Here is a 24075-nt window from a genome sequence, read left to right on the forward strand (position 1 = left end):
CACTCCGTGAGGCGGCTCGGTCGCCATACGCCGGCGCCTTCCCCCGCTCTGGTCGCTTCGCTCCCGCCGCTCCTCCAGGCGCCGGCACTCCCTCGCGGATCTAATTGCCTCACTCCGTGAGGCGGCTCGGTCGCCATACGCCGGCGCCTTCCCCCGCTCTGGTCGCTTCGCTCCCGCCGCTCCTCCAGGCGCCGGCACTCCCTCGCGCGTCCAATGGCCTGCTTGGTCGCGGGGTCATGGTTGGGGGAGGCCCAGGAGGCGGCGGGGGTTGGTGGACTGGATGGCGTGGCGGGCGGCGGTGCCGAGGCCGGGGTCGGGGGCGGTGGCGTACGGGGCGTCGGAGCCGTTGACGACGACGTCCACGCCCAGCTCGCGGACGATCGCGTCGATGGCACGCGGCCCGTACGACGACGTCTCCACGTAGAAACCGGGATCGACCAGGCCGCGCCCGGTGCCGCCGCGGGCGATGAGCCGTTCGGAGTGCAGCGGCGCCAGCCCGGCCAGCAGCGCGAAGCACACCCGCAGCCGAGGATGCCGGGGCCGGACCACGGCGTGGAAGTGGTGCCAGGCCGCGTGCATCTGCTGCACGTACGGCACCAGCGCCGGCCACCACGGCGGCGTCCCCGGCGGCGGCGGCACGGCGGCCGGCCCGGGGTGCACGAACAGCGGCAGGTCCCGCTCGGTGAGCACGTCGAGCAGCCGGTCGTCCGGTACGGCGGTGGCCGGGATCTGCAGCCCGGCCAGCCCCCGGTCGAGGTCCTTGGCCAGCCGCTCCGGATCGGGCTCGCTGTGACAGGTCGCCGCCCACACCCCGAACGGCTCGCCCAGCCCGAGCGCGCCCTCGTGGTAGGCGTCGATCAGCGGCCACGCCTCCTCCGGCGGCAGGAACTCCACGCCCAGCGGGCTCGACATCGACACCAGCGCCAGGTCGAGCCCGGTGGTGTCGCGGTGCTCGTGGTCGGCCGGGTTCACCTCGTACGGCGGCTCGCCGTCGAGCAGCAGCGTCCAGCCGTCGAGCCGGGGCGGGACGGTGCGAGCGCGCAGCGCGGCGACGAACGAACCCGTCCACAGGTGCTGGTGCACGTCGATGCTCACGATCACACCTCCCTCTATTTCCTACTGAGATTACAGGTAAACGAAGTGTACTGCGAAATCAAGCAGGTGAACCGTTTCAGTGATACGGTTCAGTGAACCGCTTCACTGTCCTGTTTGTCAACGGTTCGCACGTCGAGGACGGGCCGAGAAGAAACCGGCGAGCCCGTGCGGGAGTCCGGCTTCTGTCGGTGGCAGGCAATAGGCTGGCGGGATGCCGCGGAAGAGAGCGACGATTCGGGAAGTGGCCCGCGCGACCGGCCTGTCTCCGGCGGCCGTCTCCTATGCGCTGCGTGGCATGCAGGTCTCGGAGGAGACGATGGAGCGCGTGCGCGCCGCCGCCGCCGAGCTCGGCTACGAGGCCGACCCCATCGCCAGGGCCCTGGCCAGCGGCCGCACGGGCATGATCGGCCTGCTCTGCGGCTCGCTCGAAGACCTGTGGCAGCAGTCGCTGGCGGTCGGCATCAGCAGGGGCCTGCGGGAGAAAGACCGCTACGCCCTGATCCTCGACGCGGTCGGCGACCCCGACCGCGAGCGCGCGCTCGCCCAGCAGCTCCGCGACCAGCGCGTCGACGGCATGATCGTGCAGCCGGTCGACCCGGCCGCGCCGTTCTGGGCCGAGCTGTGCGAGTCGCTGCCGGTCGTCGCGATCGGCGACTCACTGGCGGGCACGGCGGGCGAGGTCGTCTTCGACAACCGCCGGGGCGTCACGCTGGCCCTGGAACACCTGGCCGGCCTCGGTCACCGCCGGGTGGCCGTGCTCACGCCCACCCAGGCCAGCACCCCCGACCGTCCGGCCGACGTGCACGTCCTGGCCGAGGCCGACCGGCTGGGGCTCGACATCCAGGTCGTCACGGCCCCCCACGACCTGGCGGCGGCCACCTCGGCGGCCCACGAGATCCTCTCCACGTCCAGGCCGGGCGCGGTCTTCTGCTTCGCCGACTCCATCGCCTACGGCGTCTACGCCGCGGCCAAGGAGCTGGGCCTGTCCATCCCCGGCGACGTGTCGGTCATGGGCTACGACGACCACCCCATGTCGGGGCTGCTCACCCCCGGCCTGACCACCGTCGACTGGGACATCGACGGCATCGTCAGGGCCGCGGTGCGGCTCATCGCGGCCGCGGCCGACGGCGGCACCCGCCGCCGCCGGGTGGTTCAGGAGCCGACGCTCAGGGAGCGCGGCTCGGTCGCGCAAGCGCCGCCCGCGCCTCGTCCAGCTCGTCGGTGAGCTGTCCGTCGGGCTGTGCCCCCTTACGGGCCCGCACGGCGGCGACGCGCTCGCAGGCCAGCACGATCTCCAGCGGTTCGAGGCAGCGCAACGCGTGGCGGGCGGCCTGGGTGGCGAAACCGGCGTGGTCCTCGGTGCCCAGCGAGATCACCGCGGTCCCGGTCGTCACGGGCGCCGCGAGGTGGCGCAGCTCGGCCAGGGCGTCCTGGGCCACGTACTCCAGGATCATCAGCCCGGAGGCGCCCGGCCGGTCGGCCAGGAACGGCAGCTGCCCGGTGTAGGCGGGGTTCATGAGGGTGGCCAGCCGGGCGGTGCTGAGCTGGGCGGTCTGGGCCAGCGCGGCGCGCAGCGTGTCGAGGGCCAGGGCCACCGGCGCCGAGTGGAAGTTGCCGTTGTGCCAGGCCAGGGTGCCGCTGATGAGCGGGTTCTCGGTGGCGGCGTTCAGGTCGGTCTCGACGGTGGCGGTGGCACGCTCCAACGCGTCCACGGCCGCGCCGTGCACCTGCGCGAAGGCGCGGTAGCCGTACGGGTCCTGGACGCGGGTGGCCAGCTCGTGGGTGAGCAGTCCGCGCAGGCGTCCGGCCACGCGCGCCTGGCCCGGATGCGGCCTGGCCTCCTGGACGGCGGCGGCCAGCGGCTCGGCGGAGGCGTCCACAGCGGTGAAGGACAGGGCGGCCACGTCGACGGCGGCCGCCAGCAGCGCGCCCAGCCGATGGCAGGCCAGCGCGGCGTCGGCCAGCGTGGCCGCGCCCGAGCTGATGAAGGGCAGCGCGTCGCCGGAGTCGAGCGCGAAGCGCGGCCCGGCCGTCTCCTCGCCCGCCCGCCGCCAGGGCGCCTCGCCCAGCAGGCACAGGGCCGTGGTGGCGAGCGCGGTCAGGTCGCCGGTGCCGATCGCGCCGTACGTGCGGACCGGCGGCGTGAACCCGCCCGCGACCGCCTCGGCCAGGATGGGCAGCACGGCCGGGTCGATGCCCGAGCCGCCCGCCATGAGCTGGTTGAGCCGCACGACGAGCATGGCCCGCGCGCGTTCCTCCGCCACCAGGGGGCCCGCTCCGCAGGCGTGGCTGCGCAGCAGGTCGAGGCCGGGGGAGTCGAGCCGGACGTCCCGGTTGGCGCCCACGCCCGTGCTGCGGCCGTAGACCGGGCCGGTCAGCCCCTGGGCGGTGGCCCACGAGGCCCGGGCCCGATCGAGGGGACCGATCGTGACCCGGGCCCGGCCGTGGGCGGCTTCGTGCACCTGGGCGCAGGTCAGGCCGGCGCCGTTGAGCTGCATGGGGAGGGGGATCAGTCGTTGTCGGGGATGAACAGGCCGAGCAGCCAGCTGACCACGCTGATGATGATCGCGCCCCAGAAGGCGGCCGGGTAGAAGTTGTCGACGTGGAAGGGGATGTCGAACTGGCCGGCGATCCAGCTCGTCAGCAGCAGCATGGCCGCGTTGATGACGAGGAGGAACAACCCGAGGGTCAGCACGATGACCGCGCAGCCCAGCGCCTTGACGATCGGCTTCACGATGGCGTTGACGACACCGAAGATCAGGGCCACGAGGAGCAGGACGCCCCAGTACTTGGCCGAGTTCTCCGGGGCGGTGATCTTGATGCCGTCGAGGAGCTGGATGGCGACCCAGAGGGCGGCGGCCGCGGCCACGGTTCTGATGATGAATCTCACGCTGGTTGATCCTCCCACTTCGCGATCGCCGGCGCGATACATCGACGGTGCGAAGTCGATCGATAGCGCACGGTGGCGGCGGTTACCTGTGACTCATGTCGGGAAAGGGAGCGGGATGGACGCTAATGGTCTTGATTCGTTGCCCGCGGCGGAGTTGCACGACCGAGCGGTGCGGTACGCCGTACGCCATGGGGATCTGGGCTTCCTGTGGAACCTGCTGAAGGTGATCCCGGCCGCCGAGGCCGCGAGCGGTCACGAGAGTGAGACCGCCAACGACCTCAGCCGGGTGTCCGCGCTGCTCAGCGACGCGCTCGCGGCGGGCGAGGGTGAGCTGGGCGAGGCGTTGCGCCCGATCTACCTGGAATATCTGCGCGATCATCCCGACGCCTGAGCCGCGCTCAGCCCGCCAGGCGCGCCCCCGCGGCGATGCCCGAGATGCCCGGCGTGCTGACCTCCTGGCCGTCCCGGAGCACGATCATGGTGTCGTACGCGCCGGCCTGGGCCAGGTCGGTCGCGAAACGCCTGGCCAGGGTGGGGCCCATGGCGTACATGGCGGTGGCGTAGGCGTCGGCCACGCCGAGGTCGGGGCCGATCACGGTGACCGAGCCGAGCGTCTGCTGGCGTTCCCCGGTGCGCGGGTCCACCACGGCCGCGCCGCCCGAGGTGGCGATGCCGAGGTCGTGGGCGAACAGCGCCTTCCTGACGACGTCGGTGTGCGGGTCGCGGATGCCGACGCGCCACGGCTTGCCCGGGGCGGCCGAGCCGCGCACCCTGATGTCGCCGCCCGCGTTGATGCGGTGGTCACCGGCGCCGGCGTTGCACAGCGCCCGTGACAGGCGTTCCAGGGCCCAGCCCTTGATGTAGCCGGACGGGTCGATCACGCCGTTGATCCGGTGCTCGAACCAGCCGCCGGTGGCCTCGCTCAGTTCCTCGCAGCGGTGCAGGACCTCGACGAGCTCGGGGATCTGCCTGATGGTCAGGCCGTGGTTGAGTCGCCAGATCTGGCTGTCCTCCTTGGCCGGGCTGAAGGTGTCGGCCACCCAGCGCAACCAGGAGAAGGCGTCGTCGAGCAGGGGGGTGAGCTCTCGGGCCGGCAGAGCCGTGCGGATGTCGACGCTGACGGGCATGCCCATGACCGTGTCGACACGGGCGCTTCCGGGGAAAATCGTCACCTGGCCTCCTTGTCCGCTGCCCACGCTCTCATGGCGGCCGTAACGTGGGCCTAAGCCTTTTGCCCTGATTTGAAATGAACCTGTGACCTCGGGATCGCGAGGCGTGACAACGCGCCGCCGACGTACCGGGTGAACGGGCGCGGGCCCTCGACGACCACCTCGCGTTCGGCGATGTCGGGGATCTCGCGGCTGAGCCCGGAGGCGCTGATGCGCTCCTTGGCCCTCGGGTCGTGCTCGGCGCCGGTGACGAGGATGAGACCGTACCTGGCCTCCAGGTCGCGCAGCTCGCTGGTGGCGCGCTCGGCCCGGTAGACGGCCACGGTGTCCGTCCTGGTGCTCGCGCCGGCCAGCCGGGTGCGCAGGGTGTCCGGGTCCAGGCCGGACGCGATCAGCACCCGGCCCCTGGCCTGCGGGACGACCGTGTGGACGACGGTGTGGCTGCGGACCGCCATGACGGCCGCCATCGCGTACAGCAGGAGCGAGCCGACGCGGCTGAGTTCCGTCACGTACGCGGTGGAGCTCAGCTCGTGGGCCACCAGCAGCGCGCCGGCCAGGTAGCCGCCGAGCCGCAGCCGCTGCCGGGCCTGCTCGGTGCGGAGCAGGTCGGCGGCCTTGACGGTGGCGAAGCCGAGCGCGACGAGCAACGCCGCGGCGGCGTAGGCGGTGGGCCGCCAGGGGTAGCCGAACCCCGGCTGGATCGCGCCGAACTCGGCGACCGCGACCCCGCACCAGAAGAGGATGGGACCGTGACTCGCATTCACCTCACTAGCCATGTCTACGACGATGCTGAAGGAACATGAGAGCTTTCTGAGTAAGGTCTGAAACATGGCTAACGTGCGTGTTGAGCGGACAGAAGACGGCGGTTTCCGGGCCACGAACGCCCGCGGCGCCGAGGTGAAGATCGGCGGCGGCGACGACGAGGGCGTGTTCACCCCGGTCGAGCTGCTGCTCGCGGCGGTGGGCGGCTGCAACATCGTGACCGTCGAGCCGCTCACGGCCAAGCGCGGGCACCGGCTGGTGCGCCTGGCCATGACGGTGGAGTCGGAGAAGGTCGAGCCGAACAAGCTCGGGCCGGTGACGGTCACCTACGACGTGGAGCTGCCCTCGGAGGAGGCCGACGAGGTCTTCAGGGCGGTGGCCGGGCGGGTGCACGACAAGTACTGCACAGTGAGCAGATCGTTGCAGGACGGTACAGAGGTTCGATTGGAGCTTCCCTAGTCGGATTAAACGCTTATTCGACCCCGTTATGACGCGACCGTTGCATTCGTCTCGGTAGCGTTGTAGCAGGTCGAGAGGCCACAACAGACCTTCACCGATGCGGACGCGGAGGGGGACCGCGGTCCGCGAGTGCGGGACCGCCGACGTTTTTGGGGGAAGACGTCGGCCTGGACCGCCACCGATCGGGGCCGGGCAGATTTGGGGGAACTGCCCGGCCCCGATCCATGCCCGCAGCCGGCCACGGCGCTGTCCCGCCTGTCGTCGGCCATGCGTATTGTCCTGTGGTGTGAAGAAAGTTCTCATCGACTGCGACCCCGGCATCGACGACGCGCTCGCCCTGGCCCTCGCCGCCGGCTCCCCCGACCTCGACGTCGTGGGCGTCACCACCGTGGGCGGCAACGTCGACCTGGAGCTGACCACCGCGAACGCGCTGGCGCTGCGGGAGTTCCTCGACCTCGGCGGCGTGCCGGTCACGGCCGGCAGCGCGGGAGCCCTGCTGCACCGCACGGTCCGCGCCGGCCACGTGCACGGCGACACCGGTCTCGGCGACGTCGTCCTGCCCGCCCCCGTGCGTCCCCTGTCCGAGGGGCACGCGGTGGACTTCATCGTGGACGCCCTGCGTGCCGCCCCGGGCGAGATCACGCTGGTCGCGGTGGGCCCGCTGACCAACATCGCCCTCGCCGTACGCCGCGAGCCCCGCGTCGTGGAGTGGGCCAGGGAGCTGGTGATCATGGGTGGCTCGTACACCCGGGGGAACCACAACCCGGCGGCCGAGTTCAACATGCTGGCCGACCCCGAGGCCGCCGCGATCGTCTTCGAGGCCGGCTGGCAGGTGCGCCAGCTCGGCCTGGACGTGACCCTGTCCGCCCTGGTCACCGCGGACGTGCTCGACCGCATGCGGCCGCTCGGCCGGCTGTCGGAGCTGCTGGTGCCCGCCGCTCAGTTCTACGGCGTGGTGACGGCCGAGGGCGGCCCGGCCATCCACGACGCCTGCGCCGTGGCGTACGTGCTGGACCCGTCGCTGTTCACCTGCGTGCCGGCCGTGGTCAACGTGGAGACCGCCGGGACGTACACCCGCGGGATGACCGTCACCGACTTCGACCTGCGCGGACGGCCGGCGAACGCGCTGGTGGCGACGTCCGTGGACGTGAAGGGCTTCTGGGACCTGGTGCTGGGGGCGTACGGGCGGCTGGGGGAGCGGCTCGGCTGATGTGCGGGCACCGTCCGGCGGCTGATACAGTTAACCCTGTTGCGCCGCTAGCTCAGTTGGTTAGAGCAGCTGACTCTTAATCAGCGGGTCCGGGGTTCGAGTCCCTGGCGGCGCACCACACCGAAACCGCCTGGTTCACCAGGCGGTTTCGCTGCTTTCCGGGCCCCTTCGCTGCTTTCCGGGCCCCTTCGCTCCCCGCGGCTTGCGACAATCGGTCGGTGGACGAGACGTTTCCGGGGTGGCTGGCGGGGCTGGGGCACGAGCGGCTGGCCGAACTGCTGGCGGCGCGGCCCGACGTGTTGCGGCCCGTGCCGCCGCGGCGGCTGGCCGAACTGGCCGAGCGGCTCGACGCGCCGGAGTCGGTGCACCTGGCGCTGTCCAGGACCCCGCTGCCCTGCCTGCTGCTGGTGGAGGCGATCCTGGTGGCGGCCCGCAGCGGCCGGCCGCTGGCCGGCCTGGTGGCCGCCGGCGCCGAGCTGCCGGGGCTGATCGACCGGCTCGAACGCGTCGCGCTCGTACGGCGGGGTGAGGGCGGGGCGCTGCACCCGGCCGCCGGGTTGCCCGCGGTGCTGCCGACGCCCCTGGGGCTGGGGCCCGACCTGTCCGAGGTGGTCGCGCACGTCACCGTGGCCGAGCTGATCGACGTGCACCGGCGGCTGGGCGGCACGGGCACACCGCGCAGAGCGGCGCTGATCGCGTCGATCACGGCAGCCCTCGGCGATCCCGGCAGGCTGGCCCGGCTGGTCGCCCGCGCCCCGGCGGGCACTCGCGAGCTGCTGGACGACTTCCTCGATCGCGGGCCCGCGCGGGTGCTCGACGAGTTCCCGCCGCGCGGCCGGCCCCAGCCGCGGCGGCCGGCGACGCCGGCGCGGTGGGCCCGCGACCACGGTCTCGTCTGGAGCGTCGACTGGGAGCGCACCTACGTCATGCCCATGGAGGTCGGGCTCGCGCTGCGCGGGGCCGGCCACCGGATCGACCTGCCGGTCGAGCAGCCGGCGGTCCGTATCCGGCCGGTCGCCGCCGACCTGGTCGCGCACGAGGCGTCCGTGGCCGCCCTCCGCCTCCTGGACCGGGCCGCGGCCCTGCTGCAGGACGCGGCGGCGCAGCCGTTGGCCGAGCTGCAGGGCGGCGGCGTCGGGGTGAAGGAGGTGCGCCGCCTGGCGAACCGGCTGGGCTGCGACGAGGACGAGGTCCGCCTGCTGCTGGACGTCACGCACGCCGCCGGGCTGCTGGCCGCCAACCCGCCCACGCAGGTGCGCAACCGGCGCGCGACCGAGACCCGGCGTGCCGGCATCTCGCCGACCAGGGGTTACGACGCGTGGTTGCGCCTGTCGCCGGCCGACCGCTACGCCGCGCTGGTCGAGGCGTGGTGGCGGCTGCCGATCAGCCCGACCCGCCGGTACGACGGCAAACCGCGCACCCCACTGGCCCCCGCCGGGACCGGGACACCGTCCAGCGTCATCAGGGAGGTGGTGTTCGAGCGGCTCCCGGGCGCCACGGAACCGGGAGAGACGGCGACGGGAGAGACGGCGACGGGAGAGACGGCGACGGGAGAGACGGCGACGGGGGAGGCGGCGGCCGTGCCGGACGCGGAGGAGGTGGCGGCGGCCGCGAGCTGGCACCTTCCGCTGCTGCAGCGGGCGAGCTGCCGCGAGGTCGTGCTCGCGGTGCTGGCCGAGTCGAGGCTGCTGGGCCTGGTCGGCGCGGACGCCCTCAGCCCGCCCGGCCTGGCCCTCCGGACGCCGTCCGGCCCGGGGGTGGGCGAGGCCGCCGCCGGGCTGCTGGCGCAGGCCCGGCGGCAGGCGTTGTTCGGGACCGACCTGACCGCCGTGGTCACCGGCCCGCCCGCCGCCGCCCTGACGGAGGTGCTCGACCGGGCCGCCGACCGCGAGCCCGGCGGTTCGTGGCGGTTCGGCGCGTCCTCGGTGCGCCGCGCCCTGGACGCCGGTCACACCGCCGCCGGCCTCCTGTCCGCCCTGGCCGAGGTGGCCGCCGGCCCGCTGCCGCAGCCCCTGACGTACCTGATCCACGACGTCGCCCGGCGGCACGGGGAGATCGAGGTGGTCCCGGTGGGCTGCTGCGTGGTGGGCGACGACGAGGCCCTGCTGGCCGAGCTGGCCGCGCATCGCGGGCTGGCCAAGCTGCGTCCGCGCCTGCTGGCCCCCACCGTCCTGGCCAGCGCGCTCGACCCGGCGCAGACCCTGGCCCTGCTCAGGGAGGCCGGGTACGCGCCGGTCGCCCGCGCGGACGACGGCTCGCTCACCGTGACCGGCCGCACGCCCCGGCGCGCCCCGGCCCGTCCGGCCGGCCGCGAGCAGGCGGTCCTCAGCCCGGAACGCGCCGCCGCCTGGCTGGTCGCCACCGCCGGCGAGCCGCCGCCGAGCCGGCACGGCCTGCGCGACGTCTTCGCCCGGTACGCCACCGCCCTGCCCCCCAAGGCCCGCGAACGGGTGGCGATGGAGCTGGAGTACCACGGCACGGCCCGGATCGTCCACGACGGCGAGGAGCTCACCGTCAGCGGCCCGGAGCTGCGCGGCGCCGACCTCGACGTGTGGTGCCACGAGCCCGCCGAGTTCCGGCTGCTGGACCTGGCGAAGATCACCAAAGTGCTGACCTGATCAGGCGTCCAGCTCGTCGCGGGCCGCCATCAGGGCGAAACCGAGCAGGTTCAGCCCTCGCCAGGTCGCCGCGGACGCGGCGCGCTCGTCGTCGGCGGCCAGGCCGATGCCCCAGACCCGGTCCAGCGGGCTGGCCTCGACCAGCACGTGCGCGCGGGTGCCGACCAGGAACTCCCGCAGGTCCGGGTGCGCCCCGAACTTGGCGAGCGAGGCGCGGACGACGATGTCGAGCCGGTGGGCGTCCCACACGGCCTCGTCGAAGCCGCGCACGGTGCGGCCGAGCTTCTTGGCCTCGCCCGGGGTCGCGGCCAGGAGGATGCGGGCGGCGCTGTCGTGGTCGCCGAACAGCCACGCCTTGTGGGCCATCATGTAGTGCTCGGCCGAGGCGAAGGTGTGGCCGTCCTCGGTGAAGGTGACCGGCCACCACTGCGACAGGCAGCCGCGGCCGGGGCCGCCGTCGCGGGACGGGCGGTGGCCCCAGAAGTAGAGGTAGCGCGGGCGGCGGCCGTTCCGCTCCGCCTCGACGGCCTCGTCAACGGTACGGGGAAGCTGGTCGGACACCGCTCAACCGTCCCACAGGGGACGGACGCCGGCCAAGCCGATTAGGAGGTCGCGCAGACAGGCGTGCTGGTGCTACCGCGGCAGCACGACAGACACAGGTCCTGGTGATCATGGAGTTGCGACGCTCTGTGACTACCGGGGAGACTTGTGCCTGTACTTCCCTCATGGCTGCTCGAACCACTCTGGGGCCAATTCGCCGCTCTGCTGCCCGAGCGGCCGACCTGCTCGGCCACCACGATCCGCAACCAGGCGGCGGTGAGGTCGCCGCTGGGACGGACGCCCGGATCGCCGACCATGATCGCACCCCCACCCGCACGGCCTCCTACAGCCCCGGGTAGAAGCCCGAGGAGCCCAGCTGCTCGAACCAGCTCGGTGGCTCAGGCGCGGTGAACGCGTCGGTCATCGCGTCCAGCCAGGCGGCGAAGGTGGGGAAGTCTGGGGTGGAGTTGGCCAGGTCCTCCCAGCCCCCGCCTTCAACGTAGCGTGCGTGCCCTTCCTGATCGTCATAGTGGTGGTAGTAGACCGGGTATTCGCCGTCTGCGTCCGGCTGGGTGACATCGAAGCACCAGACCGCCTCGTTGTCTGCGTCGGCGAGGGCGAAGCCGACCAGGTGGTTGGTGGACAGCCGCCGGCCGTCGCCGCGGTCCACCTGCTCGGGCATATGCACGAGATCGGAGTTCAGCTCAACGATGGCATCGTCACCGACGACGACGAACTCGATGTACCTGGTGGATGAGACGTCCCAGCGCTTACAGGCGAAGGTGTTGTGCTCGGCGAGGAAAGCCCGGTAGCTGGGCGGAGCCGTCCAGTCGACGGTTCCGAAATGGGGCTTCAGCCCTGTCTCGCGGTCGCGGACGGCTTCGGCGGAGGCGGGCTCCGACGCCTCGATGACGACCGTTCCGGATTCGGCGGCGCGGTGAAGGATTGCCAGGCTCTCGTGTATCGACATCGCGGTCCTTGTTCGGGTGATCGTACGGCTACGTGCGCGTGGCTCGACGTTGGAGAACTCCGGCAGCCCGGGCGGGTAAGTCTTGGCCCAGCCCGCAGGCAGCCTCCATCCGCACCAATCCGCGTGGCCTCTAAAGCCGGCGGATCATGGCCTGCTTGGCCGCCGCGAACTCCTCGTCGGTCAGCACCCCGGACCGGTGCAGCTCGCCCAGCTCGGCCAGGCGGCGCAGCACCGCGTCGTGGGCGTCGCCGACGGAGGCCGCCGGCTCCAGCTCTTCGGGCTGCTCGCGCGGCAGCCGGGCCAGCACCGCGGCCCCCACCAGCGCGGTCGCGCCGCCGAAGCGCTGGATGCCCCAGGAGACGCAGTGGGGGTCCTTCTGCGGGGACGCGCCCGGCCCGTCGCCCTTGAGCCGGAAGCGGAGGGTGCCGTAGCCGAGGCCGGACTGCGGTTTCCACTCCACGCCCGTCAGCTCGGCCAGCGGGAACTCCTGCGACCCCGCTTGTTCCTTCTCCGTGCTGGCGAAACCCGTCCATTCCAGGCGGACGCGCTCGCCGTCGAAGATGGCCGTGCCGTCGCCGGCCGTGGCCGAGACGGGGATGGCGGGGCCGGGGAGCAGGTAGTGCTCGCAGGGGCCGGCGGGCGTCTGGTTGATCTCCAGGGTGTCGCGGACCTCGTCGGCGAAGTACTGGGCCGCGCCGGCGCGCTCCTTGGGCACCGCCAGCCGGTACGGGTCGGCGGGCGCGGCCAGCGAGCCGGCGACGAGGTCGGACAGGGGATCGGCGCCGTAGCGCAGGCGCAGGCGAAGCTGCCCGCCCTTGCGGCCGGGCTCGAACGCGCACGTCGCGATGGCCTCCAGCGGCACGGCCACCTCGCCGAGCACCTTGCGGAGCTCGTGGACGTTCTTGTCCCCGCCGGGGACGACGCGCAGCATCTCTCCGTTGAACGTCCACGAGCCGTCGGGAACGGCGATCTCGGTCATATTCTCAGCCTAGGACGTCGAGAGGAGCCCGATGAAGATCTTCACGAGCTGGATGTCGTGGGGCCAGGCCGCCGGCCCCCTGGCCGAGGCGCTCCCGTCGCAGACCGTCACGGGGTTGCGCGAGGCGGTGCGCTTCGCCCGGACGCAGCACGGCGTGCAGCAGCGTCCCACCGGGCGGCCGTACGTGGAGCATCTGCTGGAGGCGCTGGAGGTGGCGGTGGCCGGGGCGCAGGTGCGCGACCCCGACGTGCTGACCGCGATCGTGCTGCACGACGTCCTGGAGGACACCGCGTGCACCGAGCGGGAGCTGGCCCGGCGGTTCGGCGCGGAGGTGACCGGGCTCGTCCGCTGGGTGACCAGGCCCGCCGGGCGCGCGAAGGCCGACCACCTGGCCGCGCTGGCCAAGGCCCCGGCGCAGGCGGTGCTGGTGAAGCTGGCCGACCGGGTCAGCAACGTGCAGGAGTTGCAGCGCCTCCACTGGCGGTTCCAGAAGCGCTACTACCACGAGACCGTCGCCCACATCGTGCCGCTGGCCGCGCCCCACCCCTGGTTCGCCGAGTGGTACGAGGAGTGGCGGCGGCCGTGGGCCAGGCGCGTGGCCCGCTACCCCGACTGATCCCCCAGCCGGGCCAGCCGGTTGCGCACGCCGTCGAAGTGCGCGTAGACGGCCGACACCGCGGCGGCCCGGTCGCCGGCCAGCACCGCGGCGTAGATGTCGCGGTGCCGCCTGGCCACGTCGCCGGGCGGCTCGTCGGGGGCGCCGAGGTGGTCGCGGAGCTGGTGGTAGACGTCCCAGAACGCGCCGAGGAGCTGGCTGACCAGCGGGTTGCCGAGCGGCCGGTAGAGCAGGTCGTGGAAGAGCCGGTCGGTCTCGGGGGAGACCTCGCCGACCTGCGACTCGTGGTCCATGCGGGCCATGACGTCGGCCACCGGGGCGAGGTCGGCCTCCGGGCCGAGGTCGATGAGCCGCTGGACGAGCCCGCTCTCCAGGATCTCGCGGATCTCGATGAGGTGCGCCAGGTGGTTGCGGCCGTTCTGCAGGGTGATGCGGCTGTGGAAGGCCAGCTCGTCCACCAGGCCGGACAGCGACATCCGGCCGACGAACATGCCGAAGCCGTGGCGGATGTCCACGATGCCGACCGCCTGCAGAGCCTTCAGCGCCTCCCGTACGGAGTTGCGGCTGACCTGGAGCTCCTCCATGAGCTCCGACTCCGTGGGCAGCGGGTCGCCAGCGACCAGCCCGCGCCTGACGATCAGGTCTTTGACGCCCTCCTGGGCCTCGACGGCCCGGCTGGGACGTGCCGGACGCGGGACTGCGGCCATGAAGCTTCCTTTCGTCGTAGGTAACATTCCGGAAATCCTCTGTTGACCTCAAGACGCTCTGGCGTTTAGCGTCCACGTTACGCACAAGATAGGACATGGGATGTCCTACGTTCTACCTGTTCCCCCCAGGAGGCATCCGTGAGCTCTGAGTTCAGCCGCCGTGACTTCCTGCGCTACAGCGGGGCCACGGGTGCGGCGGCGTTCATCGCGGCCACCCTCTCCGCCTGTTCCGGAGGCCCGGCCTCGACCGGCTCGGTCGGCGCCGGATCGAACAAAGACCTGATCACCGCCGTCATCGGCTACGGCAACGACCAGAGCTGGGACCCGACGCAGACCGCGTCGGCGTTCGCGATGGCCGGGATCAGCCACGTCTACGAAGGGCTGCTCGACACCGACCCGGTCACCCGGGAGCCGTACCCGGCCCTGGCGACGGCGCTGCCCGCCAACGCGAACGCCACGTCGTGGACGTTCGCGCTGCGCGAGGGCGCCAAGTGGCACGACGGGCAGCCGGTCACCGCCGACGACGTGGTCTTCACCTTCGAGCGCATCCTCGGCCCCGACAACGTGCTGACCGGCAACTTCTTCAAGCCCTGGCTCCAGGAGGTGAAGAAGGTGGACGACCTGACCGTGGAGCTGGTCCTGAAGTTCCCCTTCCCCGAGGCCGCGCCCCGGCTGACCATCGCCAAGATCATGCCGAAGCACGTGTTCAGCCAGGCGGGCGCGTGGGACAAGGCCAAGAGCGGCATGACGGTCGGCTCCGGGCCGTACAGGCAGACGGCGCACAACCCCAAATCCAACACCTCCTTCGAGGCGTTCGACGGCTACAACGGCCCCCGCCCGGCCACCGTCAAGAAGATGAACTGGCTGACCATCGTCGACGCCTCCGCCCGGGTCGCCAAGATCTCCGGCGGCTCGGCCGAGGCGCAGATCGCCGACAACATCCCGTACGCCAACGTCGACCAGCTCAAGCAGCAGGGCCTCACGGTCGAGGGCGGCAAGGGCATGAACCACATGTTCCTGATGTTCAACACCGCCGCCAAGCCCTTCGACGACGTACGCGTCCGCCAGGCGCTGCACTACGCCATCGACAAGCAGAAGATGATCGACGTGGCGCTCAAGGGCCACGGCACGGCCGCCAGCTCCTTCCTCAACGAGGGCCACCCCGACCACCGGCGCGCCTCGGTCGTCTACGACCACGACCCCGACAAGGCCAGGGCGCTGCTGAAGGAGGCGGGCGTGACGAACCTGACGGTCAACCTCATGGCCGTCAACGTGAGCTGGATCGTCGACTGCCTGCCCACCATCGCCGCCTCCTGGGAGGCGGTCGGGATCAAGACCACGCTGGAGCCGCAGGACACGGCCGCGCTGTTCACCAAGATGGACCAGTTCCAGGACTACCAGGTGGTCGCGGCGGCCTCGAACCCCAACCAGTTCGGCATGGACGCCGACCTGATCCTGCACTACAACTACGTGCCCGGCGGCCTGTGGATGAAGTACAGCCACTGGGACGGCAGCAAGGACGCCGAGAAGCTGTTCGCCATGATGGACGTGGCCGGCAAGGAGACGGACAAGGCCAAGAAGAGCGAGCAGATCCACAGATATCTGGACCTGGTCGCCGAGCAGGCCGTGCTCTATCCCGTCGTCCACAACGAGCTGATGACCGCCTGGGACCCGAAGAAGCTCTCCGGCATCCGCGCCCAGCCGTACCCCGGCATCAACCTGCTGCAGGCCAAGAGGACATGACGCTCGTACTCAGGATGCTGCTGCGGCGGCTCCTCATCCTGATCCCGCTGGTCCTGGGCGTGGTCGCGTTCGTGTTCGTCGTGATGCGCTTCTCGGGCGTCAAGCCCGAGTACGCCTACTTCCAGGGCGCGAACCCCACGGCGGAGCAGATCCACCGTTTCCAGGAGGAGAACGGCCTGCTGGACCCGCTGCCGCTGCGGTACGTGCGCTTCGTCGCCGACCTCGCCCAGGGCGACATGGGCACCAGCGTGCTCACCAAGAAGCCGGTCGTCGAGTCGGTGACGACCGCCCTGCCGCTGACCCTGCAGCTCACGTTCCTCGGCCTGGCCGTGGCGATCGTGCTCTCGCTGGTGTTCGGCGTCACCGCGGCGCTGTTCCGCGACCGCTGGCCCGACCAGGCGATCCGGGTGGTGTCGCTGGTCGGCGTGGCGGCCCCGGCGTTCTGGCTGGCGCTGCTGATGATCCAGTGGCTGGCGGTCGGCGAGGGGCTGTTCCCGACCGGCGGCTACATCAACCCCGCCGACTCCCTCACCGGCTGGCTGCAGTCGATGACGCTGCCCGCGCTGTCGTTGTCGCTGCCGATCGCCGCCCAGCTCACCCGCATCATCCGCACGTCGATGGTCGAGGAACTGGACCGGGACTACGTGCGCACCGCGATCGGCAGCGGCCTGCCGATGATCGTCGTGGTCGGCCGCAACGTGTTGCGCAACGCGCTGATCAACCCGCTGACCGTGCTCGGCCTGCGCATCGGCTACCTGATCGGCGGCACGGTGGTCATCGAGACGATCTACGGCCTGCCCGGCATGGGCCAGCTCATGATCAACGCGGTGCGCGACGGCGACCCGGCCGTGGTGCAGGGCGTCGTGCTCACCATCGCGATCGGCTTCATGGTGGTCAACCTGGTCGTCGACATCCTCTACCTGCTGGTCAACCCCCGCCTGAGGAGTGCCGCCTGATGCGAAGCGGACTCACCGAACGCCTGTCCAGGCCCGGCGTCGCCTTCCGGCGGCTGCCCGCGGCGTCGTGGCCGGCGGTCGCCGTCGTCGTCCTGGTGGTGCTGGCCGCCCTGTTCGCGCCGCTGATCGCGCCGCACTCGCCGTACTTCCAGGAGGCCGCCGGCGGCGGCCCGTCGGCCGCGCACTGGATGGGCCTGGACAGCGCCAACCGCGACATCCTGTCCAGGCTCCTGTACGGCGCCCGCTGGTCGCTGATCATCGGCCTCGGCGCCACCGGCCTCGCCCTGGTCGCCGGGGCGGTCGTCGGCGCGGTCGCGGCCACCTCCCGCCGGGTCGTGGACGAGACCGTCATGCGCGTGCTCGACGTGATCATGGCCTTCCCCGGCATCGCGCTGGCCGCCGTGCTGGTCGCGGTGTTCGGCGGCAGCATCCCGGTGCTGGTCATGGCCATGGCCTTCCTCTACATGCCGTCCGTGGCCAGGGTCGTGCGGGCCAACGTGATCGCCCAGTACGGCGAGGACTACGTGGCGGCCGAGCGCGTCATCGGCGCGCGCACGCCGTACATCGTGCTCAGGCACGTCGCGGTCAACTGCGCGGCGCCGGTGCTGGTGTTCTGCACGGTGATGGTGGCCGACGCGATCGTGTTCGAGGCGTCGTTGTCGTTCATCGGCGCCGGCGTACGGCCGCCGAACCCGTCGTGGGGCAGCGTCATCGCCGACGGCAAGAACCTGGTGCTGCTCGGCGGCTGGTGGGCCACGGTCTTCCCCGGCCTGCTGATCCTGGTCACCGTGCTGGCCCTGAACATCCTGTCCGAGGGCATCTCCGACGCCTGGGCCGCCCCGGTACGCAGGGCCGCCCCCAGGAAGGACGACGCCTACGAGCAGGCCGTCCCCGGCGCCGGCCAGGTCGTCGAGCTGCCCGGCCTGGCCGAGGCCGCCCGCCGGCTGGCCGCACGCGCCCGCCCGCTGCCGGACGGGCAGCCGATCCTCAGCGTCGAACGCCTGAGAATCGGCTTCGACCCCGGCGTGGACATCGTGGACGGCGTCGGCTTCGAGGTGTGGCCCGGCGAGGTCGTCGGCCTGGTCGGGGAGTCCGGCTGCGGCAAGTCGCTGACCGCCCTGACCGTCATGGGCCTGCAACCGCGCCAGGCCCGGGTCGGCGGCCACGTGCGCTTCGACCAGAAGGAGCTGCTCGCGCTGCCGCGCCGGGCCCGCCGCCGCCTGCTCGGCCACGAGATGGCGATGATCTACCAGGACGCGCTGTCCTCGCTCAACCCGGCCATGACCATCAGGGCCCAGCTCAGGCAGCTCACCCGCAGGGGCGGCCGGCGTACCCCGGCCGAGCTGCTGGAACTGGTCGGCCTCGACGCCCGCCGCACCCTGTCCGCCTATCCGCACGAGCTGTCGGGCGGCCAGCGGCAGCGGGTGCTGATCGCGATGGCGCTCTCGCGCGACCCGAAGCTGATCGTCGCCGACGAGCCGACGACCGCGCTCGACGTGACCGTCCAGGCGCAGGTCATCGAGCTGCTGCTGCGGCTGCGCGAGGAGCTGGGGTTCGCGCTGATCCTGGTCTCGCACGACCTGGCGCTGGTCGCCGACGTCACCGACCGCGTCGTCGTCATGTACGGCGGCCAGATCGTCGAGACCGGCGCCACCGCCGCCCTGGTCGGCGAGCCCGCCCACCACTACGCGCGGGGGCTGCTCGGCTCGGTGTTGTCGCTGGAGTCGGGGGCCGAGCGGCTGACCCAGATCCCCGGCGTGGTGCCCGCGCCCGCCGACTTCCCGGCCGGGTGCAGGTTCGCCGACCGGTGCCCGATGGCCACCGGCGTGTGCCGTACGCAGACCCCGGTGCTGGCCGGAGAGGCCAGGCGGCACGCCGTGGCCTGCCACCATCCGGCGGTCGGACTCGCAGGGAGTGAGACACGTGCTTGAGCTGAACGACGTGCACGTCGTGCACAGGGCCCGCTCGGGAGGGCTGTTCTCGCGGGACCGCGTGCACGCCCTGACCGCCGCCTCGCTGACCGTCGCGCCCGGCGAGACCGTCGGGATCGTGGGGGAGTCGGGCTGCGGGAAGTCCACGCTGGCCAAGGTGCTGGTCGGGCTGCAGCGCCCGACCTCGGGCAACGTGCGCCTGAACGGCCGCGACCTGTGGACGCTGAAGCAGGACGAGCGGCGCGCGCTCGTCGGCGGCGGCGTCGGGCTGATCTTCCAGGACCCGTCCACGGCGCTCAACCGGCGGCTGCCGGTCGGGCGGATCCTGCGCGACCCGCTCGACGTGCACCGCCGGGGCACCCCCGGCGAGCGCGAGGCCCGCGTGCGCGAGCTGCTGGACCTGGTGGGCCTGCCCGCGGGCGTCGCCGGCGCGCTGCCCGGCCAGCTGTCCGGGGGGCAGCGGCAGCGGGTGGCCGTGGCCAGGGCGCTCGCCCTCGAACCGCGGCTGGTCGTCGCCGACGAGCCCACCAGCGCCCTGGACGTGTCGGTCCGCGCCCAGATCCTCAACCTGCTGCTGGACCTCAAGGACCGGCTCGGGCTGGCGATGGTGTTCATCTCGCACGACATCCAGACCGTGCGCCGGATGAGCGACCGCGTGGTCACCATGTACCTGGGCAGGATCGTCGAGCAGACGCCCGCGCGGTCGGTGCCGGGGCGGGCCAGGCATCCGTACACGCGGGCGCTGTTCTCGGCCACCCCCGGGCTGATCTCGCCCATCACCCCGATCCCGCTGGTCGGCGCGGTGCCGTCGGCCACCAGGCCGCCGAGCGGCTGCCCGTTCCGCACCCGGTGCTGGCGGGCCGACGACCTGTGCGCGGCCGAGATGCCCGCCGCCACGCGGGCCGGGGACGACCACCTCTTCCACTGCCACCACCCGGTGGCGGCCGGAGCCACCGACCTAGAGCTGATCCAGGAGCACTCATGACAGATCCCGATGTCGCCGGGGCCGCGACGGTGACCGGCGTGATCCCCCCGGTCTGCACCCCGTTCACCCCCGGCCACGAGGTGGACGCCGCCTCCCTGACCCGGCTGGTGGACCACCTGCTGGCGGGCGGGGTGGACGCGCTGTTCGTGCTCGGCTCCTCCTCCGAGGTGGCCTACCTGACCGACGCGCAGCGGCGGGTGGTCCTGGACACGGTCGTCGGGCACGTCGCCGGTCAGGTGCCGGTGCTGGCCGGGGTGATCGACATGACCACGCCGCGGGTGCTCGAACACGCCCGCGTCGCGGCGGCGGCCGGGGCGTCCGGGCTGGTGGCGACCGCGCCGTTCTACACGCGCACCCACCCCGAGGAGATCCGCACCCACTTCCGGACGATCGCCGCCCGCGCCGGCCTGCCGGTCTACGCCTACGACCTGCCGGTCAGCGTGCACACCAAGCTGAGCGCGGACCTGCTGCTCGACCTGGCCGCCGAGGGCGCGCTCGCCGGGGTCAAGGACTCCAGCGGCGACGACGGCGGGCTGCGCCAGGTCATCCTGGGCCGCCGGGCGCCGTTCAGCGTGCTCACCGGGTCGGAGGTGACCGTGGACTCCGCGCTGTGGATGGGCGCCGACGGCGTCGTGCCCGGCCTCGGCAACGTGGACCCCCACGGGTACGCCGCGCTGTACCGGGCCGCCTCCCGCGGCGACTGGGCGGCGGCCAGGGCCGAGCAGGAACGCCTGGTCAGGCTGTTCGAGATCGTCCGGGTCGGCGCGGGCCGCATGGGCGGCAGCTCGGCGGGGCTGGGCGCGTTCAAGGCCGCCCTGCACCTGCGGGGCGTCATCGACTGCCCGCTCACCGCGCTGCCGCAGATCCCGCTGAACGACGACGAGACCGGCCGGGTCGGCAAGCTGCTGGCCGCCGCCGGGCTGCTGTAGCCGTCGTTCAGAGGCCGTCGGCGTGGGCGGCCCGCTCGTTGGGCACGCAATGGGTCATCTTCAGGCCCTCCACGTCGCGCGGGCCGTTGCGCCCGAGCTTGACCAGGCGCTCCCGGTCCTCGTCGGTGAGGTCCTGGCTCGCCAGCGGCTCCAGGTGGGCGACGTCGTCCGGGGTGATGCCGAGGCCCTCGCCGACGCGCAGGCCGAGGTCGTCCTCCACGAGCAGGAAGTGCCAGACCATGCGCTCCTGGATGCGCCGGTCGCACTGGCTGAGCGCGTCGACGAAGTTGTGCACCAGGTCGTCGCGCTCCCACTGCTCCATGAGCAGGTAGCGCTGGCCGGCCTGCTTGTAGTCGTTGGTCCGCGGGATGCGCCTGCGCATGACCCGGCCGCTGATGACCGGGCCCTCCTCGTCCAGGGTCGGGTACTCGGCCTCGCGCAGGCCGCCGCGCAGCGAGGGCTCGTAGTTGATGTGCGGGTCCTCGCCGCCGGTGTCGACGAAGTACGCCATCTGGCCGTCGCGCTGGTTGGTCCTGATGGGCGCGTTCCTGGCCTGGTTGACCGGGAGTTGCAGGTAGTTCGGGCCGACCCGGTAGCGCTGGGTGTCGCTGTAGGAGAACGTCCGGCCGACCAGCATCTTGTCGTCGGAGAAGTCGAGGCCGTCCACCAGGACGCCGGTGCCGAAGGCGGCCTGCTCGTTCTCGGCGAACTGGTTCTCGACGTTGCGGTTCAGCACCAGGCGGCCGACCGGCCTGGCCGGGAACTCGTTCTCCGGCCACACCTTGGTGTCGTCGAGCGGGTCGAAGTCCAGCTCGGGGTGCTCGTCGTCGCTCATGAGCTGGACCAGCAGCTCCCACTCGGGATAGTCGCCGCGCTCGATGGCGTCGCGCAGGTCCTTCGTCGCGTGCCCGAGGTCACCCGCCTGGACGACCGCCGCGTCCGCCGCGGTCATGCTGCGCACGCCCTGCTTGGGCATCCAGTGGTACTTGACCAGGAACGTCTCGCCCTGCTGGTTGACCCACTTGTAGGTGTTCACGCCGAACCCCTGCATGTGCCGGTAGTCGGCGGGGATGCCACGCGGGCTGAACAGGTTGACCAGCATGTGCATCGACTCGGGCGTCTGGGACATGAAGTCGAAGATGCGGTTCGGGTCCTGCCGGAAGGTCACCGGGTCGGGCTTGAGCGAGTGGATGACGTCGGGGAACTTGATGGCGTCCCTGATGAAGAAGACGGCCAGGTTGTTGCCCACGAGGTCCCAGTTGCCGTCCTCGGTGTAGAACTTGATGGCGAACCCGCGCGGGTCGCGGGCGGTCTCGGCGGAGTCCCGGCCGCCGATCACGGTGGAGAAGCGCAGCGCGACGTCGGTGCGCTTGCCGGCCTCCTGGAACAGCTTGGCCCTGGTGTAGCGGCTGACCGGCTCGTCGCCGATCTTGCCGTACGCCTCGAAGTAGCCGTAGCTCAGCGTGCCCCTGGCGTGCACCACCCGTTCGGGGATGCGTTCGCGGTCGAAGTGACTGATCTTCTCCAGGAACTGGTAGTTCTCCAGCGTCGCCGGTCCGCGCGGGCCGACCGTCCGCTGGTTCTGGTTGTCGTAGACGGGATGCCCTTGTCGGTTGGTGAGCACCTCGCGCTCGTCGCTCGACTGCGGACCCTTGCTGGAGACGTCTGTCATCGCACTGTTCCTCTCCCCGGACGAGATCTTCCCCGGCTGCCCTCAAGAACGGGTCGAAAACGGGCAAAACCTCGTCCTTGGGCGGCTACCTGCTCACGTCGTCGGCGGCCCGGCCGAGCAGGCCCAGGTCGGAGCGGCGGGGCAGGCTCTCCCAGTCGCCCTGCGAGGTCACCGCGAACGCGCCCGCCGCGCAGGCGGTGTCCAGCCGCCGCTCGGGAGCCGCCCCGGCCAGCCAGTCCGCCAGCCAGCCGGCCGCGAACGCGTCCCCGGCCCCCACGGGGTCCACCTCGGTCACCCGGTACGGCCGCGCCCGCCGCAACATCCCGCCGGACAGCTCCAGCGCGCCCGCCGACCCCGACTTGACCAGCACGGACGAGGGCCCGAGCGAGGCCAGCGCCTTGGCCAGCTCCGCCGGGTCGTCCACGTCGGCGACCAGGCGGCCCTCCGGCACGGTCGCGAACAGCACGTCCACGCCGCCGACCGTCTCCCGCAGCCAGGAACCCGCCTCCTCGGCCGTCCACAGGGCCCGGCGGTAGTTGACGTCCAGCGAGACGAGCACGCCGGCCGCCCGCGCCACGGCGATCGCGTGCGCCACGGTCTCCCGGGCCGACGCCGACAGCGCCGGGGTGATCGCGGAGACGTGCAGCACGCGGGCCGAGGCGATCAGCGCCGGATCGAGGTCGGCCGGCCGCAGCCGCGACCCGGCGCTGCCCTTGCGGTAGTACCGCACGTCCACGAGGTCGGCCGTGCGCCGGCCCTTGATCATCAGGCCGGTGGGGGCGTCCGGGTCGGTGACCGCGCGCACGTCCACCCCCTCGCCGGCGAGCGTGGCCCGGATCAGGTCGCCGAACTCGTCGTCGCCCACCCGCCCGGCCCACGTCGCCCGGCGGCCGAGCCGGGCCACGCCGATCGCCACGTTCGACTCGGCGCCGCCGAGGCCCAGGTCGAAGTCGCGGGCGAAGCGCAGCGGCCCGGTACGCCGGGCGGCGAACAGCGCCATGGTCTCGCCGAAGGTCACCAGTTCGGTCATGTGGTGGGCCTGCCCAGCTTTCTGGAGATCCGCGACGCCGCCCCGGCCACCAGCGGCCCGAGCTCCCGCACCCGCGCCGCGGTGATCCGCGAGGTGAGCCCGGAGACCGAGACGGCGGCGACGACGGCGTCGTTGTGGTTGAAGATCGGCGCGGCGACGCAGCGCACCTCGGGCTCGTTCTCGCGGTCGTCCACCGCGTAGCCGCGCCGCCGGATGTGGCTCAGTTCGGCGCGCAGCCGGTCGGGGTCGGTGATGGTGTGCTTGGTGATCGGGTCGAGCGCCAGCCCGGCCAGCGCCTCCTCCGGCTGCCAGGCCAGGATCGCCTTGCCGACCGCCGTGGCGTGCATCGGGCCGCGGCTGCCGATGCGCGAGGCCATGCGCACGTTCGTCGCGTTCTCCACCTTGTCGATGTAGACGACGTGCGGGTGGTCGTAGACGACGAGGTGCACGGTCTCGCGCACCTCGCTCATCAGCCGGTGCGACTCCTCGGCGGCGACCGCGCGCAGGTCCAGCGTGGCCAGGTACGCCTGCCCGAGCCGGAGGGTGCCGTGCCCCAGCCGGTACGCCCCGGTCCTGCGGTCGCGTTCGAGCAGCCTGGCCTCCACGAGCGGGACGGTCAGCCGCAGCACCGTGCTCTTGGACAGGCCCACGGCCTCGGCGAGCTGGGTGAGCGACAGGCCGCTGTGGCCGCGTACGTGGTCCAGAACGGCCAGGGCGCGCCGGAGCGAGGCGGACTGGTTGCGGTCAGGCACGCAAGTCACCATATTCGATGAAATTTCGCGAAATGCAGCACCCTGTTGTGCACTGCACAACA

The 24075-nt window shown here is 72.2% G+C and carries 23 protein-coding genes, 1 tRNA gene and 1 pseudogene; 13 read left to right on the forward strand and 12 right to left on the reverse strand.

The features are described from left to right. Window positions 1-234 precede the first annotated feature (234 nt). Entirely contained in the window at window positions 235-1095 is an 861-nt protein-coding gene (locus ACFYYW_RS35405; protein WP_352319460.1) for an amidohydrolase, read from the reverse strand. Window positions 1096-1336: 241 nt separating this feature from the next. On the opposite strand from ACFYYW_RS35405, the gene ACFYYW_RS35410 reads away from it, so the two are divergent. After that, the gene (locus ACFYYW_RS35410) at window positions 1337-2320 is read left to right on the forward strand and encodes a LacI family DNA-binding transcriptional regulator (RefSeq protein ID WP_352319462.1); all 984 of its coding nucleotides are present in this window, start codon (window positions 1337-1339) and stop codon (window positions 2318-2320) included. On the opposite strand, the gene ACFYYW_RS35415 is transcribed toward ACFYYW_RS35410, so the two are convergent. Then, complete coding sequence (locus tag ACFYYW_RS35415; RefSeq protein WP_387655439.1) at window positions 2262-3593, reverse strand: aromatic amino acid lyase; 1332 nt, start codon at window positions 3591-3593, stop codon at window positions 2262-2264. The two genes, ACFYYW_RS35410 and ACFYYW_RS35415, sit on opposite strands and share 59 nt — an antisense overlap. An 11-nt stretch (window positions 3594-3604) precedes the next feature. Beyond that, window positions 3605-3985, reverse strand: a complete 381-nt coding sequence (locus tag ACFYYW_RS35420) for a phage holin family protein (protein WP_352319465.1) — start codon at window positions 3983-3985, stop codon at window positions 3605-3607. Window positions 3986-4100: 115 nt separating this feature from the next. Here ACFYYW_RS35420 and ACFYYW_RS35425 point away from each other — a divergent pair, with 115 nt between their 5' ends. After that, complete coding sequence (locus ACFYYW_RS35425) at window positions 4101-4376, forward strand: hypothetical protein (RefSeq protein WP_352319467.1); 276 nt, start codon at window positions 4101-4103, stop codon at window positions 4374-4376. 7 nt (window positions 4377-4383) lie between these two features. On the opposite strand, the gene ACFYYW_RS35430 is transcribed toward ACFYYW_RS35425, so the two are convergent. Both ACFYYW_RS35430 and ACFYYW_RS35435 read right to left on the reverse strand, forming a co-directional pair. Beyond that, window positions 4384-5157: an FAD:protein FMN transferase gene (locus ACFYYW_RS35430; RefSeq protein WP_352319469.1), complete on the reverse strand. Its 774-nt coding sequence runs from the start codon at window positions 5155-5157 to the stop codon at window positions 4384-4386. Between the two features lie 50 nt (window positions 5158-5207). Next, window positions 5208-5930 carry a hypothetical protein gene (locus tag ACFYYW_RS35435; protein ID WP_387655444.1) on the reverse strand — a complete coding sequence of 241 codons (723 nt, stop codon included), beginning with the start codon at window positions 5928-5930 and terminating at the stop codon, window positions 5208-5210. A gap of 52 nt (window positions 5931-5982) precedes the next feature. On the opposite strand from ACFYYW_RS35435, the gene ACFYYW_RS35440 reads away from it, so the two are divergent. From ACFYYW_RS35440 to ACFYYW_RS35455, 4 genes are all read left to right on the forward strand, one after another. After that, window positions 5983-6375, forward strand: coding sequence for an OsmC family protein (locus ACFYYW_RS35440; protein WP_352319472.1), 393 nt, complete (start codon window positions 5983-5985; stop codon window positions 6373-6375). A gap of 286 nt (window positions 6376-6661) precedes the next feature. Continuing rightward, window positions 6662-7585 carry a nucleoside hydrolase gene (locus ACFYYW_RS35445; RefSeq protein ID WP_387655447.1) on the forward strand — a complete coding sequence of 308 codons (924 nt, stop codon included), beginning with the start codon at window positions 6662-6664 and terminating at the stop codon, window positions 7583-7585. A gap of 41 nt (window positions 7586-7626) precedes the next feature. Beyond that, window positions 7627-7703: transfer RNA gene (locus ACFYYW_RS35450), tRNA-Lys, on the forward strand. A gap of 100 nt (window positions 7704-7803) precedes the next feature. After that, a complete protein-coding gene (locus ACFYYW_RS35455) occupies window positions 7804-10203 on the forward strand; it encodes a helicase-associated domain-containing protein (protein ID WP_387655450.1) in 2400 nt (799 codons plus the stop codon). On the opposite strand, the gene ACFYYW_RS35460 is transcribed toward ACFYYW_RS35455, so the two are convergent. After that, window positions 10204-10764, reverse strand: a complete 561-nt coding sequence (locus ACFYYW_RS35460) for an NADAR family protein (RefSeq protein ID WP_387655453.1) — start codon at window positions 10762-10764, stop codon at window positions 10204-10206. Between the two features lie 147 nt (window positions 10765-10911). Between ACFYYW_RS35460 and ACFYYW_RS35465 the strand changes: the two are divergent. After that, window positions 10912-10998 (forward strand): annotated as a pseudogene (locus ACFYYW_RS35465) (IS5/IS1182 family transposase); the annotation flags it as partial. A gap of 88 nt (window positions 10999-11086) precedes the next feature. Here the strand turns inward: ACFYYW_RS35465 and ACFYYW_RS35470 are convergent. Further along, window positions 11087-11713 carry a hypothetical protein gene (locus ACFYYW_RS35470; protein ID WP_387655456.1) on the reverse strand — a complete coding sequence of 209 codons (627 nt, stop codon included), beginning with the start codon at window positions 11711-11713 and terminating at the stop codon, window positions 11087-11089. Between the two features lie 130 nt (window positions 11714-11843). Further along, entirely contained in the window at window positions 11844-12692 is an 849-nt protein-coding gene (locus ACFYYW_RS35475) for a DUF4429 domain-containing protein (RefSeq protein WP_387655458.1), read from the reverse strand. Window positions 12693-12723: 31 nt separating this feature from the next. Here ACFYYW_RS35475 and ACFYYW_RS35480 point away from each other — a divergent pair, with 31 nt between their 5' ends. Next, window positions 12724-13308 (forward strand): HD domain-containing protein, encoded by a 585-nt coding sequence (locus ACFYYW_RS35480; RefSeq protein WP_352319481.1) that lies wholly within the window; start codon window positions 12724-12726, stop codon window positions 13306-13308. On the opposite strand, the gene ACFYYW_RS35485 is transcribed toward ACFYYW_RS35480, so the two are convergent. After that, complete coding sequence (locus tag ACFYYW_RS35485) at window positions 13296-14015, reverse strand: FadR/GntR family transcriptional regulator (protein ID WP_352319483.1); 720 nt, start codon at window positions 14013-14015, stop codon at window positions 13296-13298. The genes ACFYYW_RS35480 and ACFYYW_RS35485 overlap by 13 nt on opposite strands. Window positions 14016-14153: 138 nt before the next feature. Between ACFYYW_RS35485 and ACFYYW_RS35490 the strand changes: the two genes are divergently transcribed. From ACFYYW_RS35490 to ACFYYW_RS35510, 5 genes are read left to right on the forward strand one after another with little or no spacing between them, the layout of a single operon-like run. Next, complete coding sequence (locus ACFYYW_RS35490) at window positions 14154-15758, forward strand: ABC transporter substrate-binding protein (protein WP_387655462.1); 1605 nt, start codon at window positions 14154-14156, stop codon at window positions 15756-15758. Next, window positions 15755-16714, forward strand: coding sequence for an ABC transporter permease (locus ACFYYW_RS35495; protein WP_357996617.1), 960 nt, complete (start codon window positions 15755-15757; stop codon window positions 16712-16714). Before ACFYYW_RS35490 ends, ACFYYW_RS35495 begins: the two co-directional genes overlap by 4 nt. Continuing rightward, window positions 16714-18645: a dipeptide/oligopeptide/nickel ABC transporter permease/ATP-binding protein gene (locus tag ACFYYW_RS35500; protein WP_387655465.1), complete on the forward strand. Its 1932-nt coding sequence runs from the start codon at window positions 16714-16716 to the stop codon at window positions 18643-18645. The genes ACFYYW_RS35495 and ACFYYW_RS35500 overlap by 1 nt, the downstream gene beginning before the upstream one ends. Continuing rightward, on the forward strand, window positions 18638-19630 hold the full coding sequence (locus tag ACFYYW_RS35505; RefSeq protein ID WP_387655468.1) for an oligopeptide/dipeptide ABC transporter ATP-binding protein: 993 nt from the start codon (window positions 18638-18640) through the stop codon (window positions 19628-19630). Before ACFYYW_RS35500 ends, ACFYYW_RS35505 begins: the two co-directional genes overlap by 8 nt. Next, complete coding sequence (locus tag ACFYYW_RS35510) at window positions 19627-20559, forward strand: dihydrodipicolinate synthase family protein (protein ID WP_352319492.1); 933 nt, start codon at window positions 19627-19629, stop codon at window positions 20557-20559. The genes ACFYYW_RS35505 and ACFYYW_RS35510 overlap by 4 nt, the downstream gene beginning before the upstream one ends. 7 nt (window positions 20560-20566) lie before the next feature. Here ACFYYW_RS35510 and ACFYYW_RS35515 read toward each other — a convergent pair whose 3' ends face one another. The 3 genes from ACFYYW_RS35515 to ACFYYW_RS35525 form a co-directional block, all read right to left on the reverse strand. Continuing rightward, entirely contained in the window at window positions 20567-22231 is a 1665-nt protein-coding gene (locus ACFYYW_RS35515; RefSeq protein ID WP_387655471.1) for a catalase, read from the reverse strand. 85 nt (window positions 22232-22316) lie between these two features. Then, the gene (locus tag ACFYYW_RS35520; protein WP_387655474.1) at window positions 22317-23261 is read right to left on the reverse strand and encodes a sugar kinase; all 945 of its coding nucleotides are present in this window, start codon (window positions 23259-23261) and stop codon (window positions 22317-22319) included. Continuing rightward, the gene (locus ACFYYW_RS35525) at window positions 23258-24025 is read right to left on the reverse strand and encodes an IclR family transcriptional regulator (protein WP_387655477.1); all 768 of its coding nucleotides are present in this window, start codon (window positions 24023-24025) and stop codon (window positions 23258-23260) included. The genes ACFYYW_RS35520 and ACFYYW_RS35525 overlap by 4 nt, the downstream gene beginning before the upstream one ends. Window positions 24026-24075: the final 50 nt, after the last annotated feature.

The sequence above is a fragment of the Nonomuraea sp. NPDC001831 genome, from assembly GCF_042892035.1.
GTDB lineage: Bacteria > Actinomycetota > Actinomycetes > Streptosporangiales > Streptosporangiaceae > Nonomuraea.